Genomic DNA, 13803 nt, shown 5'->3' with positions numbered 1-13803 from the left:
CTCGGCGGATATCCTCTGCTAAGGCCCCGCCCATTCCACACGCGGAGCCGGCCTCATGCCTGAATGAGGCGTTTCCGGTGGTCGTTCCTCTTTCGAGGACTCGATCGCTTCCTCCGCGGCGGCATCAACCGGAAGAGAACACGATCATGGCCGTTGATTTCACGATGCGTCAGCTCCTCGAGGCGGGCGCCCATTTCGGACACCAGTCTCACCGCTGGAACCCGAAGATGCAGACCTACATCTTCGGTACCCGCAACAACATCCACATCATCGATCTGGCCCAGACCGTGCCGGCGCTTCACCAGGCGCTTCAGGCCGTGAGCGACACCGTCGCCAAGGGCGGCCGCGTGCTGTTCGTCGGCACCAAGCGTCAGGCCGCCGACACGATCGCCGAAGCCGCCAAGCGTTCGGCCCAGTATTACGTCAACTCCCGCTGGCTCGGCGGCATGCTGACCAACTGGAAGACCATCTCGGGCTCGATCGCCCGTCTGCGCAAGGTCGACGAGACCCTCGAAGGTGGTGGCCAGGGCCTCACCAAGAAGGAGCGCCTGATGCTGTCCCGTGAGAAGGACAAGCTCGAGAAGGCGCTCGGCGGCATCAAGGACATGGGCGGCGTGCCGGACCTGCTGTTCGTGATCGACACCAACAAGGAGCAGCTCGCGATCAAGGAGGCCCAGCGTCTCGGGATCCCGGTGGCGGCCATCGTCGACACCAACTGCAACCCGGACGGCATCACCTACGTCGTTCCCGCCAATGACGATGCCGGCCGCGCGATCTCGCTCTACTGCGACCTCATCGCCCGCGCCGCCCTCGACGGCATCTCCCGCGGTCAGGGTTCCAGCGGTATCGATCTCGGCGCCTCCGAGGCCCCCGCTGCCGAGGAAATCCCCACCGAGCAGGCCGCCCTCTCGGTCGAGTCCGGTGCCCTCGATCAGGCCGATGTGGCCGCTCTCGTGGAATCCACCGAGCATTTCGAGCTGCTCTCCGCTCCCCGCGGCGCTCCGGACGACCTGTCCAAGCTCCACGGCGCCGGTCCGCAGATCGTGCAGAAGCTCAACGATGCCGGCGTCTACCATTACTGGCAGATCGCTGCGATGAGCGATGCCGAGGTCGCCAAGGTCGATGCCGACCTGAAGCTCAACGGCCGCATCAGCCGCGACGGCTGGGTCGACCAGGCCCGTGGCTTCGCCGAGGCTGCCGCCACCGCCTGATCGCACAGGCATCCCTTTGACGGGATGCCGCCGCCGACGTCGAACCAATCCACGAAGCCCGGCGCTCACCCTAGCGTCGGGCTCCTTTATCATTTGAGACAGACCCGAAGAGAGGACTCGCCATGGCCAACATCACCGCCGCATTGGTGAAAGAGCTCCGCGAAAAGACCGGCGCGGGCATGATGGACTGCAAGGGCGCGCTGAACGAGACGGATGGCGATATCGAAGCCGCCGTCGACTGGCTGCGCAAGAAGGGCCTCGCCAAGGCTGCCAAGAAGGCCGGTCGTGTCGCCGCCGAGGGCCTCGTCGCCGTCGAATCGTCGGGCCATCACGCCGCCATCGTCGAGGTCAATTCCGAGACCGACTTCGTCGCGCGCAACGACAGCTTCCAGGCCTTCGCCCGGCAGGCCGCCAAGCTCGCCCTCGATACGGACGGCTCGCTCGAAGGCCTCGAATCCGCTCATTTCCCCGGTGGTTCCACCACGGTGAAGGAGTCGCTCTCCAGCCTCATCGCCACCATCGGCGAGAACATGACCCTGCGCCGCGTCGCCAAGCTCGATGTGACCAAGGGCGTCATCGCCTCCTACGTCCATGCCCAGGTCGCCGACGGCCTCGGCAAGATCGGCGTGCTGGTGGCTCTCGAATCCGAGGGTGACGTCGAGGTTCTCTCGACCCTCGGCCGCCAGATCGCCATGCACGTCGCCGCCACGAACCCGGTGGCCCTCGATGCGGCCGGCGTCGACCAGGCCGTTCTGGAGCGCGAGAGCAACATCCTGCGCGAGAAGAACGCCGGCAAGCCGGACCACGTGCTCGCCAAGATCGTCGAGAGCGGCCTGAAGAGCTACTACAAGGAGGTCACCCTCCTCGAGCAGCCCTTCGTCCATGATGGCTCGAAGACGATCACCCAGGTGCTGAAGGAAGCCGAGGGCAAGGCCGGCGCGCCGGTCAAGCTCACCGCTTTCGTGCGCTACGCGCTCGGCGAGGGCATCGAGAAGGAAGAGGCCCCCGACTTCGCCACCGAAGTCGCGGCTGCCGCACGCGGCTGAGACGGTCGGCCCTTCGATTCGGACTTCCCTCGAGACGGGCGGCGGCAGCGATGCCGCCGCCCGTTCGCGTTTGTCGTGCCCCGTTCTCGTTTGTCGTGCGAGAGTCGTCCTGCCCCTCGACCTGCGCGACCGCATTGCGATAGACAGCGGACGCTTGCCATTGGATCGTTCGGCCTTGCGCCGGTGCTTGAGGGGACTGGCGCCATGCCTGAGACCAAACCGTTTCGCCGCGTGCTCGTGAAACTGTCCGGTGAAGCCCTGGCCGCCCCGGATGGATACTGGCTGCATCCGCCGCTGCTGGCTGCCCTCGCCGAGGACATCTCGAAGACGCTCGAGGCGGGATTTCAGGTCGCCCTCGTGGTTGGCGGCGGCAACATGATCCGGGGCGCCCGCATCTCATCGGCGGGCTGGATCGATCGCGCCACCGGCGATTCGCTGGGCATGATCGCCACCGTGATGAATTCCCTCGCCCTCGAGACGGCGCTCAATGCCGCGGGCGTACCGGCACGCACGATGTCCGCCGTGTCGATGCCGACCATCTGCGAGACCTATGCGCGGCAGCCGGCTTTGCACCATCTCGATAAGGGTCAAGTGGTGGTCCTCGCCGGGGGCACCGGGAACCCGTATTTCACCACCGATACCGCCGCCGTCCTGCGCGCTGCCGAGCTGCGCTGCGGGGCCGTTTTGAAGGCGACCCAGGTCGACGGCGTCTACTCGGCCGATCCGAAGAAGGATCCGTCCGCCCTGCGCTATGACCGCCTCACCCATGACGACGCCATCGCCCGCGATCTCAAGATCATGGATACCGCGGCCTTCGCGCTTGCCCGCGAAAGCCGCATCTCCATCGTCGTCGGCTCGATCCATGCCCCGAGTTCGGTCACGGCGATCCTCACCGGCAATGCGCCTTCGACGCATGTGGTGCCCTGACGAGAGGGCAGTCGCCTAGGCGGAGCGGAGACCGTCATGGCTCGCCGCGTGCGATGCCCGTGATGCTCCCCGATGCGCCGAACCGTTCGATCGGGACGCTCGAGCCATCAAATTGGGGCGCCGCGGGCGCGAACGCCATTTGCGACCTATCGGATTTTGGTTCATTGAGGCCGCACGCACGGGCCCCGGCGGCCCGACGCACTTTTCCCTAATTATCGTCGGGACACACAGTATGGCGACCCCAGAGTTCGACCTGAACGACATCAAGCGCCGGATGCAAGGCGCCGTCAGCGCATTGTCGAAGGATCTCGGTTCACTGCGCACCGGACGCGCGACCCCCAGCATCCTCGATCCCATCAATGTCGACGCCTACGGGTCCTCGATGCCGATGGCTCAGGTCGCCACGGTCAGCGTTCCGGAGCCGCGCCTCCTCTCGATCTCGGTCTGGGACCGGAGCATGGTCGCTGCCGTGGAGAAGGCGATCCGTGAATCCGACCTCGGCCTCAACCCCCAGACCGAGGGCCAGACCATCCGCCTGCGCGTGCCCGAGATGAACGAGCAGCGCCGCAAGGAAATGGTCAAGGTCGCCCATAAATATACCGAGGAGGCCCGCGTTGCGGTCCGCCACGTCCGCCGCGACGGTCTCGACCATCTCAAGAAGCTCGAGAAGGACAGCGCCATCAGCGAGGACGATGAGAAGCGTCAGGCCACCGAAGTGCAGAAGGTGACCGACCAGCACATCGCCGAGATCGACGGCGTGCTCGCCTCGAAGGAAAAGGAAATCATGCAGGTTTGAGTTCTCGGATAGATCCGAGTTCTCGGACGCGTGTGGGATTGACGGAATCAGGGACGGGGAGAAGCGCGTTGGGTCGCTCAGAGGGCGCGCGTCAGATCGGGGCATCTGCGGCCGGGGATAGGGAGGCCGCCAGCGTCACGGTCGGCCTCGCCACGCGCGATCCCGCGACGACGGGGTCCGGCCCGGCTCCCGCCCCGCGTCCGGCCCCCCCGGCCCATGTGGCCATCATCATGGATGGCAACGGTCGCTGGGCCGCGCGCCGCGGCTTGCCGCGCGTCGAGGGGCATCGCCGCGGGGTCGAGGCGGTTCGTCGGGCCGTCCGCTCCGCGATCGAACTCGGTATCGGCTACCTGACGATCTACAGCTTCTCCTCGGAAAACTGGCGCCGGCCGCCGGCCGAGATCGCCGACCTGATGGGATTGCTGAAGCTGTTCGTGCGGCGCGACCTCGCCGAGCTTCACGGCAACAATGTGCGGGTGAAGATCATCGGCGCGCGCGAGGGCCTCAGCGCCGACATCGCGGGACTGCTCGACGAGGCCGAGGCGCGCACACGCGGCAATACCGGGCTCACCCTCGTCATCGCGTTCAATTACGGCGGCCGGCAGGAAATCCTGCGGGCGGTGCGGACCCTGGCCCAGGCGGTGGCCGACGGACGGATGAGCCCCGCCGAGATCGGTCTCGAAGCGATCACCCAGGCGCTCGACACCACCGGCATCCCCGACCCGGACCTCGTGATCCGCACCTCCGGCGAGCAGCGCCTGTCGAACTTCCTGACATGGCAGACGGCCTACGCCGAGTACGTGATCGTGCCCGAGTTCTGGCCCGATTTCGATCACGCCTGCTTCCATGCGGCCATCGACGAGTATCATCGTCGCGACCGCCGCTTCGGCGGCCTCAGCGGCAAGGCCGGGTGATGATCGCGCCCGGCGAAGCGGCCCCCGCGCCGCGGCGTGGCCCCCTCGGCGGCCGCGAGTTTCAGCTTCGTACCGCGTCGGCCATCGTGCTGGCGACCATCGTGCTCACCACGCTGTTCGTGGGCGGCTGGGCTTTTGCGGCCATCTGGCTCATCGCCGGCATCGTCGCCGCCGGGGAATGGATCATGATCAGCCGGATCGCACCGGTCCGGGGCGTCGTGGTGCTCACGGCCCTCGCCCTGTCCGGCCTCGCCCTCTGTCTTCGCCTCGATGCCCCGCCCCTGGTCTGGCTGGCGGTCGCTGCGCTCGGTCTCGTCGCCCTTCTCGTGACCGTCCGGGATTCCGCCGGGCGCAGCCGTGTCGCCATTGGCTTCTTCAGCGCGGCGTTGCTGGCCCTGGTTCCTCCGGCCCTGCGCGACGATCCCGCCATCGGCATCTTCGGCCCGGCCTGGATGTTCGCCGTGGTCTGGTCCACCGACATCGTCGCCTACATCACCGGGCGTACCTTCGGCGGACCGAAGCTGATGCCCTCGGTGAGCCCCAAGAAGACGTGGTCCGGCTCCCTCGGCGGTCTGGCGGCCGGCATCGCCGCCGGAACCGGCTTGGTGATCGTCGCCCGCTCTGAGGGCTGGAGCACGCTCGCGAACGCACCCCTCGTCGTGGTCGCCGTCACCAGCGCCGTCGCATCGATCCTGAGTCAGGCCGGCGACCTCGCCGAATCGGCGCTCAAGCGGCGCTACGGCGTGAAGGATTCCGGCCGTTCGATTCCGGGCCATGGCGGTGTCATGGACCGGCTCGACGGCTTCTTTGCCGTGGCCGTGCTGGCTGGCCTCTATCTCGTCGCACACCGCCTGGCCGTGCTCTGAAGGAACCGATCCGTTGAGCCATACCGTCACCATCCTCGGCGCCACCGGGTCCATCGGTCGTTCCACCACCGACCTGCTGGCCCAGCATCCCGAGCGCTTCCGCATCGGAGCCCTCGTCGGCGGTCGCGATGCGGCGGCGCTCGCCAAGCTCGCCCGCGAGATCGGCGCCGATTTCGCCGCCCTCGCCGACGAGAGCCAGGGACCGGCTCTGCGCGAGGCGCTGTCCGGCACCGGCATCGCCAACGGGGCGGGGGAGGGCGCCGTCCTCGAGGCCGTCGCGCGGGATGCGGACATCGTCGTCGCCGCGGTGAGTGGCGCGGCCGGTCTGCGCCCGACCCATGCAGCGCTCCGTCTCGGGCGCACGGTGGCGCTCGCCAACAAGGAGAGCCTCGTCTGCGCCGGCGACGCCTTCATGCGCGACGCCGCGCGATTCAAGGCGACGCTGCTTCCCGTCGATTCCGAGCACAACGCCCTGGCGCAGGCTCTCGGGGATGGGCGCATCTCCGACGTCTCGACCATGACCATCACCGCCTCCGGCGGCCCGTTCCGGACCTGGACGAAGGAGCGCATCGCGGCGGCCTCACCGACCGAGGCGGCGGCTCATCCGACCTGGTCGATGGGCATGAAGATCAACATCGATTCGGCATCGCTGATGAACAAGGGTCTCGAACTCATCGAGGCGCACCATCTGTTTTCCATCGAGGCCGAGCGCCTCGACGTGATCGTGCACCCGCAATCGATCGTGCACGGCCTCATCACATGGCGCGATGGCGCGGTGACGGCGGGCCTCGCCATGCCGGACATGCGTGTCCCCATCGCCCATTGCCTCGGCCTCGGCGACCGCCTGACCATCGAGCGGGGACGTTCGCTCAACCTCGCCGCCGTCGGCAGCCTCACCTTCGAGGCGGCGGACGAGGCGCGCTTTCCATGCCTGCGCATCGCTCGCGCCGCGCTCAAGGATGGCGGTGCCGCGCCGACCGTGATGAACGCCGCCAACGAGATCGCGGTGGCCGCCTTCATTCGCGGCGAGATCGGCTTCTACGGGATCGCGGAACTGGTGGAGAGCGCCTGCGAGCATTTCGCGAGCGAGTATCGTAGCGCGCCCGCCGACGTGGACGAGGCGCTCGCCATCGATGCCCATGTCCGCGACTGGAGCGCGAAGGCCCTGCCTTCCGCCACCTGAGCATCGGTCAGAACAGGGCGAAGCGCGGCTTTGCCGTCATCAGCCACAGGATGGCGAGCATCGCGGTGAAGGCCGGCACGCCGCAAGCGAGCCAGACCCGATACAGCGCGTGATAGCGCGGTGGCAGCGATAGCCCCGTTTCTTCGGCGGCTCTCGCGAGATCACGCAGAGTGATCTGGATCCCGACGACCGGAAGCCAGCACAGGCCGACGACGACGTAGAGGACGAGCGAGAGGGCGACCCATCCCTCCGTCAGGGACCAGCCGATGGCGCGCGCCAGGAGCCACCCCGTCACCGGCTGGAACACGGCCGCGATCGCCGTGAAGATCGTGTCCGCCACGACGACCGTTCCAGCGACGTGAGCGATGAGTCCGGCTCGTCCCGTGCAATCAGCCATCGTCATGAAGAATGCGATGCCGATCCCGGTGCCGAACAGGATCGTCGCGCCGATGACGTGAAGCCAGCGCAAAACATCGATGTGATCCATGGGGTTCAGCGCTCGTCGGCGAGCGCATAGGCGACGAGGGCCAGCATCGCGCCGGGCAGCGTCTTCAGATAGGCGCCCAGCGGATCGAGCCAGAGGCCGGCGGCCAGCGCCGACCCGAGGAAGAGATAGATTCCCGTCATCGCGACCATGCCGAGGGCGGCGAGCGGCATGGTGCGTCTCACCAGGATCGCGAGTCCGAGGACGAGGTCGATGGCGATCCCGGCGAGCACCATCGCCCGCGCCGGGCCCGGTGTGATGCCGTGAGCCGTCATCGCAGCCATCGCCGCATCGAGATGCGCGAGCGCGATCAGGCCCGACAGCCCCCAGAACAGCGAGAGCATGGCCAGGATCGCGGGCTTCAGGAGCCAGAGCCGGCCGAACCAGCGCTCCTGCACCCCGGACGGCATCCTGCGAAGACTCTCCGACAGGGACGAGAGCGGTGCCCCGCCGGCCCGCTCCCAGTCCGTCGGGTCTCCGCCGATGCCGGCTTCGATCTGGCGGAGGGCCATGGTGCGGATGGGCGTCCGCCAACCGAGGCGGCCGACGAGATCGCCGATGCGAAATCCGATGCGCAGGAGCCAGGTTGGCACCGGCAGCGCGAGCACGGCGGGCGGGCGCCCGAGCCAGGCGCGAAAGCCGGCGACGATGTCCGGCAGGACGTGGCCGTGCGCCTCGACGAGGTCGTAGCTCGCACGAGGAGCGATCCGACCTTCGAGCCCGAGGACAGCCGCCTCGGCGACATCGTCGACATGGACGGTCTGGATTGGCCGGTGGCCGCGCATTCCCACGAAGGCGACCGGAATGGAGGCCAGTGCACGGATGAGGCCGGTGGCCCCGTAGGAGAGAGGCGAGAGGACGAGGCCGGGTCGCAGGATCACCCAGTCGAGATCGAGGGCGGCCACGGCAGCGTCGGCCTCGGCCTTGCTGCGCATGAACTCGGTCGGGGCGTCGAGGGAGGCCCCCACCGCCGAGATCTGAACGACGCGCCGGATGCCCATCAGTCGGCAGCATGCGAACAGGGCGCGCATCGCGGTGGCCTGGACGGCGCGGACATCGTCGCGCGGGCCGTCTTGCAGGGCGCCGGAGCAATTCACCACCGCGTCGATGCCCTGCAGCGTCGCGGTCCAATCGGACGGTTCGGTGAGCGTTGCGATGTCGCGCGCGATCCAATCGGCATCGGGTTGGCGCAGGCGTGCCGCGGAGACGTCCCGTCCGAGGCCGGTCACCGCGTGCCCGGCGGCAAGGCAGCGGCTCACGACCGCAGTGCCGATGAGACCATAGCCTCCGAGAACCAGAATTCGCATCGGTGAATGGCCCGCCGCTTCAGTCGCGTATCGGGCCACCATCGCCTGGATTGCCTAAATCATCCGTGACGGTTCGGAGATCTGCGTTGGTTCAAGCCTCGGGACCGTAGGCCGCGAAGAACACACGCATGGCTTCGCTCACGCGGGGGTCGATCTCGGCCTCCGTCACCGGACCGCCCGCGGCAAAGAGCAGGCGCGTCAGAAGACCGGCCTGGCACAGGTGGAGGAAGTGCTTGGCCGCGAGTTCGGTATCCGCCGGTCGAAGTCGGCCCGCCGCGACCTGCCGGTCGAGATAGGCGGTCAGCCTCGCGACGCCCTGCGCCGGTCCGGCCTCGTAGAAGGCTTGGCCGAATCGCGGAAACTTTTCGGTCGCACCGATCACCATGCGGATGATCGCCACATGGTCGGGGCGTATCATGTGAACGAGGTAGCTCCGGCCCAGCCGGGTGAGCACGCCGCGGATGTCCGGATCGTCGGCATCGAGCTGGAACAGGGCCTCGGCGAGACCTCGCTTCTCCTCCAGCGTCAGCGCCTCGAAGAGCGCCTCCTTGCTGTCGAAGTAGACGTAGAGCGTGCCTTTCGAGACGCCGGCCGCCTTGGCGATCTCGCCCATGCTGGCGCCGTCGAAGCCGGATCCCATGAAGACGGTTCGCGCGCCATCGAGGATCTGCCGGCGCTTGTCCGTTTCCGCGAGATTGCGGGCGCTCGTCCTCTCGATCGTTGGGCTCTCCGCCTCGCCTGCCGCCACCGTTTCCTCCGATTGACCGAACCGTTCAGTCATTCTATCTAGAGGGCATTCGCAGTGCCGGTCAATCCGGCGCGGCAATTGACCGAACGGTTCGGTCATTCCTTCTCTGCCGGGACCAACCTATGTCTCTTCGCGACGAAGACGGACACCGCGACGCTTCTTCTGGTGCCGGACATTCGGACGATATCGCTCCCGCGGCCGCGTCGCCGGCAATCCCCGTCGTGGCCGGACCGCCGGTTTCGCCGGTTGCCGAAACCGTCACGCCGGCACCGAAGCGGCGCCCGCTGCGCAAGGCCGTGCTCTTGACCGTCCTGACCCTCGGCCTCGCCGCTGGTGGCTACAAGGGCTACGAGTGGTGGACGGTCGGCCGCTTCTTCGTCTCCACCGACGACGCCTATGTCCAGGCCGATATCTCGATCCTGGCCGCCAAGGTGCCGGGCTATCTCGCCTCGGTGCCGGTGATGAACGGGCAGGCGGTGCACAAGGGCGACGTCATCGCCCGCCTCGACGACGGCGATTACCGCCTCGCGAGCCAGGCGGCGCACGACAAGCTCGGGACCCAGCAGGCGACCATCGCCCGGATCGGCCGGCAGATCGAGGCGGCACAGGCCCAGCTGCTCCAGAGCTCGGCACAGATCGATGCGGCCAAGGCCGATTCGATCCGCGCCGCCGCCGATTACGCCCGGCAGCAGCAGTTGGAGAAGGTCGATTTCGTCGCGAAATCGCGGATCGAGCAGGCCTTGGCCGACCGTAACCGCACCGAGGCCACGGTGAAGGGCGCCGAGGCGGGCCTCGCCATGATGAAGGCCAATGTCGACGTCCTGCGCGCGCAGGCCAAGGAGGCGGAAGGTCTGGCGGCCGAGTTGAAGACCGCCGAGGACAGGGCCGCCCGCGATCTTGCCTTCACCGTGATCCAGGCGCCCTTCGACGGCGTCGTCGGCAACAAGGCGGTGGAAGCGGGCGCCTACGTCTCGCCGGGCTCGCGCATCGCCGCGCTGGTGCCGCTGGAGAGCGTGCGGATCGACGCGAACTTCAAGGAGACGCAGGTCGAGCGGATGCATCCCGGCCAGCATGTCCACATCGCCGTGGACGCCTATCCCGGCCGCGACATCGTCGGCGAGGTCGAATCGCTGTCACCGGCCTCGGGCTCCGTCTTCAGCCTGCTTCCGCCCGACAACGCCACCGGCAACTTCACCAAGATCGTCCAGCGCTTGCCCGTGCGCGTCCGCGTCCCGGCGGACGTGGCCCATGAGGGCCTCCTCCGTCCCGGCCTGTCCGTCACCGTGCGGGTCGATACCCGCGACGGGGGCGAGCCGCTCCGCACGGCCTCCCGGCACTAGGCGCCGATCATGGCCGCCGCTCTCGCCACCTTGCCGGCCGTCGAGCCGCCCCTCGATCGCCGCCGCATGGTGGCGTTCGTGTGCATGGTGTTCGGGATGTTCATGGCGATCCTGGACATCCAGATCGTCTCGGCATCGCTCGCCGAGATCCAGGCCGGTCTCTCCGCCTCGGGCGATGAGATTCCCTGGGTCCAGACCAGCTACCTCATCGCCGAGGTCATCGCGATCCCGCTCTCGGGCTTCCTCTCGCGGGTGATCTCGACTCGGTGGATGTTCGTCGTCTCGGCGGGCGGCTTCACCCTGATGAGCCTGATGTGCGCCACCTCGACCTCGATCAACGAGATGATCGTGTGGAGGGCGCTGCAGGGCTTCATCGGCGGCGGCATGATCCCGACCGTCTTCGCCTCGGCCTTCACGATCTTCCCGCCCTCCAAACGGCCCATCGTGTCGCCGATGATCGGTCTCGTGGCGACGCTCGCCCCGACCATCGGTCCGACGGTGGGCGGCTACCTCACGGACGCCTTCGATTGGCACTGGCTGTTCCTGATCAACGTCGTGCCCGGCATCGTCGTCACGGTCTCGACCTATCTGCTGGTCGATTTCGACGAGCCGAACCTCGACCTGTTCAAGCATTTCGACTGGTTCGGCCTCGCCTTCATGGCCGCCTTCCTCGGCTGCCTCGAATACGTTCTGGAGGAGGGCCCGAATCACGACTGGCTCCAGGACGAGGCGGTCCTCGCCTGCGCCGTGATCTGCGTCGCCGGCGGCATCGCCTTTTTCTGGCGCGCGCTCACCGCGCGGGAGCCCATCGTCGATCTGCGCGCCTTCTCCGACCGCAACTTCGCGGCGGGCTGCATCTTCAGTTTCGTCCTCGGCATCGGCCTCTACGGCCTCACCTACCTCTACCCGGTCTATCTCGGCCGGGTGCGCGGCTACTCGGCCCTGCAGATCGGCGAGACGATGTTCGTGTCGGGCCTGTGCATGTTCGCCACCGCCCCCATCGCGGGCCGGTTCTCGGGCAAGGTCGATCCGCGCATCCTCATGGGGATCGGCTTCACCGGTTTCGCCGCCGGCACCTGGATCGTCACCGGCCTGACCAAGGATTGGGATTTCTGGGAGCTCCTGCTGCCGCAGGTCCTGCGCGGCTGCTCGCTGATGCTGTGCATGATCCCGATCAACAACATCGCGCTGGGCACGCTGCCGCCGGCGCGGATGAAGAACGCCTCCGGCCTCTACAACCTCACCCGCAACCTCGGCGGCGCGGTGGGGCTCGCCCTCATCAACACCGTGCTCAACGACCGCTGGGATCTGCACCTAGCGCGTCTGCACGAGCGCTTCACCTGGACCAACAATGCCGTGCTGGAGCGGCTCGACATGACCCGCCGCCAATTCGATGCCCTCGGGCTCGACGGCAATTCCATGGCCCTGAAGGCGATGATGAACACCGTGAGGATGCAGGGACTGGTGATGAGCTTCACCGACGTCTTCCTGGTCCTCACCTTTCTTTTCCTCGCCATGGCCTGCGCCACGCCTTTGATCCGCCGCCCGCGCACGGCCTCGGCGGCCGGCGGCGGACACTAACAAGAGGGACAGGGAGAATCCCGTGTCGTCCGTGCTCTTAACCTTCCGTTGAGGAAACGGGGGACGGCGTGGCGCCGTGCGACGATCTCGCCGGCCTTGTCCGGTTTGCGTTCGCTCGACCGCGATCCGATCTGCTATGGACGCATGCTGGCCCCTCGCGAGGCCCTGAAGGATCGACGGAATGGACTTTCTGAATTCGATGGGGGGAACGGCCTCCGACTTCTTCGGGTCGGTGATCCCCTTCGTCATCGTGCTCAGCATCGTGGTCTTCGTCCACGAGATGGGACACTTCCTCGTCGGCCGCTGGTGCGGAGTCGGGGTCCACGCCTTCTCACTCGGCTTCGGACCCGAGCTCTTCGGCTTCAACGACCGCCACGGCACACGCTGGAAAGTGTCGGCGATCCCGCTCGGCGGCTACGTCAAGTTCCACGGTGACGCCAACGGCGCCAGCGTCGCCGATCCGGCTGCCCTCGCGCGGATGACGCCGCAGGAGCGCGCGACGAGTTTCCCGGCCCAGAGCCTGGGTAAGCGCGCCGCCATCGTGGCCGCCGGGCCCATCGCCAACTTCCTTCTCGCCATCGTCCTGTTCGCCGGGGCGATCTACTTCGTCGGCCGCTACGAGCTTCCCCCGCGTATCGATGGCGTGATGCCGGGCAGCGCCGCCGAGCGTGCCGGTTTCCAGGCCGGTGACCTGGTCACGTCCATCGATGGGACGCAGGTCACGAACTTCCTCGACATGCAACGCACTGTTTCCGGGAGCGCCGGCGCCAGCCTCGCCGTCACCGTCGAACGTGGCGGCGAGGTCAAGACGTTGAACGCCGTGCCTGACGCGGTGGAGGAGCGCACGCCGTTCGGCAAGCACCGCCTCGGTCGCCTCGGCATCAAGGGACCGAACGGCGCCGACGCGCAGGTCAGACATTACGGCCTCCTCGAGTCCCTTCGTCTCGGCGTGTCGGAGACCTATTTCGTCGTCGACCGGACCATGAACTACCTCGGCAAACTGGTGACGGGCCGTGAATCCGCCGATCAGCTTTCGGGGCCGATCGGCATCGCCCGCGTCTCCGGCGAGGTCGCCAAGGTCGGTGGCGTCGGTGGGCTCATCGGCCTCGTGGCGCTGCTGTCGGTGTCGATCGGTCTGCTCAACCTGTTCCCGGTGCCGCTCCTCGATGGCGGGCACCTGCTGTTCTACGCGTTCGAGGCCGTCCGTGGCCGGCCGCTGAGCGAGAAGACCCAGGAGATCGGCTTCCGGATCGGGCTTGCCCTGGTCCTGTTCCTGATGCTGTTCGCGGCTTGGAACGACATCCTGAACCTCGGCGCCTCATGGTCGGGACGCGGCTCCTGACCCAGGGCTCCATCCGTGGCGGAGGCTCGGCACGTTCCCTCCAGAAGGGTGTGGACTG

13 protein-coding genes are annotated in these 13803 nt (G+C 67.5%); 10 read left to right on the top strand and 3 right to left on the bottom strand.

Annotated elements, in window-relative coordinates:
* Positions 1 to 146: 146 nt before the first annotated feature.
* The 7 genes from A3OK_RS0113250 (at position 147) to dxr (ending at position 6943) form a co-directional block, all read left to right on the top strand.
* Positions 147 to 1211 carry a 30S ribosomal protein S2 gene (locus A3OK_RS0113250; protein WP_019905363.1) on the top strand — a complete coding sequence of 355 codons (1065 nt, stop codon included), beginning with the start codon at positions 147 to 149 and terminating at the stop codon, positions 1209 to 1211.
* A 122-nt stretch (positions 1212 to 1333) separates the two neighbouring features.
* Positions 1334 to 2257: a translation elongation factor Ts gene (gene tsf / locus A3OK_RS0113245; protein WP_019905362.1), complete on the top strand. Its 924-nt coding sequence runs from the start codon at positions 1334 to 1336 to the stop codon at positions 2255 to 2257.
* Between the two features lie 204 nt (positions 2258 to 2461).
* On the top strand, positions 2462 to 3184 hold the full coding sequence (gene pyrH, locus A3OK_RS0113240) for a UMP kinase (protein ID WP_019905361.1): 723 nt from the start codon (positions 2462 to 2464) through the stop codon (positions 3182 to 3184).
* A 232-nt stretch (positions 3185 to 3416) separates the two neighbouring features.
* Positions 3417 to 3980, top strand: a complete 564-nt coding sequence (frr, locus tag A3OK_RS0113230) for a ribosome recycling factor (protein WP_019905359.1) — start codon at positions 3417 to 3419, stop codon at positions 3978 to 3980.
* Between the two features lie 68 nt (positions 3981 to 4048).
* Positions 4049 to 4894 (top strand): isoprenyl transferase, encoded by an 846-nt coding sequence (locus tag A3OK_RS0113225; RefSeq protein WP_019905358.1) that lies wholly within the window; start codon positions 4049 to 4051, stop codon positions 4892 to 4894.
* On the top strand, positions 4894 to 5760 hold the full coding sequence (locus A3OK_RS0113220) for a phosphatidate cytidylyltransferase (RefSeq protein ID WP_019905357.1): 867 nt from the start codon (positions 4894 to 4896) through the stop codon (positions 5758 to 5760). The genes A3OK_RS0113225 and A3OK_RS0113220 overlap by 1 nt, the downstream gene beginning before the upstream one ends.
* Before the next feature lie 13 nt (positions 5761 to 5773).
* A complete protein-coding gene (gene dxr, locus A3OK_RS0113215; protein WP_019905356.1) occupies positions 5774 to 6943 on the top strand; it encodes a 1-deoxy-D-xylulose-5-phosphate reductoisomerase in 1170 nt (389 codons plus the stop codon).
* Positions 6944 to 6950: 7 nt separating this feature from the next.
* On the opposite strand, the gene A3OK_RS0113210 is transcribed toward dxr, so the two are convergent.
* From A3OK_RS0113210 to A3OK_RS0113200, 3 genes are all read right to left on the bottom strand, one after another.
* The gene (locus tag A3OK_RS0113210; RefSeq protein WP_019905355.1) at positions 6951 to 7430 is read right to left on the bottom strand and encodes a DUF2269 domain-containing protein; all 480 of its coding nucleotides are present in this window, start codon (positions 7428 to 7430) and stop codon (positions 6951 to 6953) included.
* 5 nt (positions 7431 to 7435) lie between these two features.
* A complete protein-coding gene (locus A3OK_RS0113205; protein WP_019905354.1) occupies positions 7436 to 8734 on the bottom strand; it encodes an SDR family oxidoreductase in 1299 nt (432 codons plus the stop codon).
* Positions 8735 to 8825: 91 nt separating this feature from the next.
* Complete coding sequence (locus A3OK_RS0113200; RefSeq protein ID WP_019905353.1) at positions 8826 to 9515, bottom strand: TetR/AcrR family transcriptional regulator; 690 nt, start codon at positions 9513 to 9515, stop codon at positions 8826 to 8828.
* An 89-nt stretch (positions 9516 to 9604) separates the two neighbouring features.
* On the opposite strand from A3OK_RS0113200, the gene A3OK_RS0113195 reads away from it, so the two are divergent.
* From A3OK_RS0113195 to rseP, 3 genes are all read left to right on the top strand, one after another.
* Positions 9605 to 10822 (top strand): HlyD family secretion protein, encoded by a 1218-nt coding sequence (locus A3OK_RS0113195; RefSeq protein WP_019905352.1) that lies wholly within the window; start codon positions 9605 to 9607, stop codon positions 10820 to 10822.
* Between the two features lie 9 nt (positions 10823 to 10831).
* Positions 10832 to 12403 (top strand): DHA2 family efflux MFS transporter permease subunit, encoded by a 1572-nt coding sequence (locus tag A3OK_RS0113190; RefSeq protein ID WP_019905351.1) that lies wholly within the window; start codon positions 10832 to 10834, stop codon positions 12401 to 12403.
* Between the two features lie 181 nt (positions 12404 to 12584).
* Positions 12585 to 13745 (top strand): RIP metalloprotease RseP, encoded by a 1161-nt coding sequence (rseP, locus tag A3OK_RS0113185; protein ID WP_019905350.1) that lies wholly within the window; start codon positions 12585 to 12587, stop codon positions 13743 to 13745.
* Positions 13746 to 13803 lie beyond the last annotated feature (58 nt).

The sequence above is a fragment of the Methylobacterium sp. 77 genome, from assembly GCF_000372825.1.
In the GTDB taxonomy this organism is placed as follows: Bacteria; Pseudomonadota; Alphaproteobacteria; order Rhizobiales; family Beijerinckiaceae; genus Methylobacterium.
Note: the sequence above shows the minus strand (reverse complement) of the source record. Positions and strands in the feature narration are given on the sequence as shown.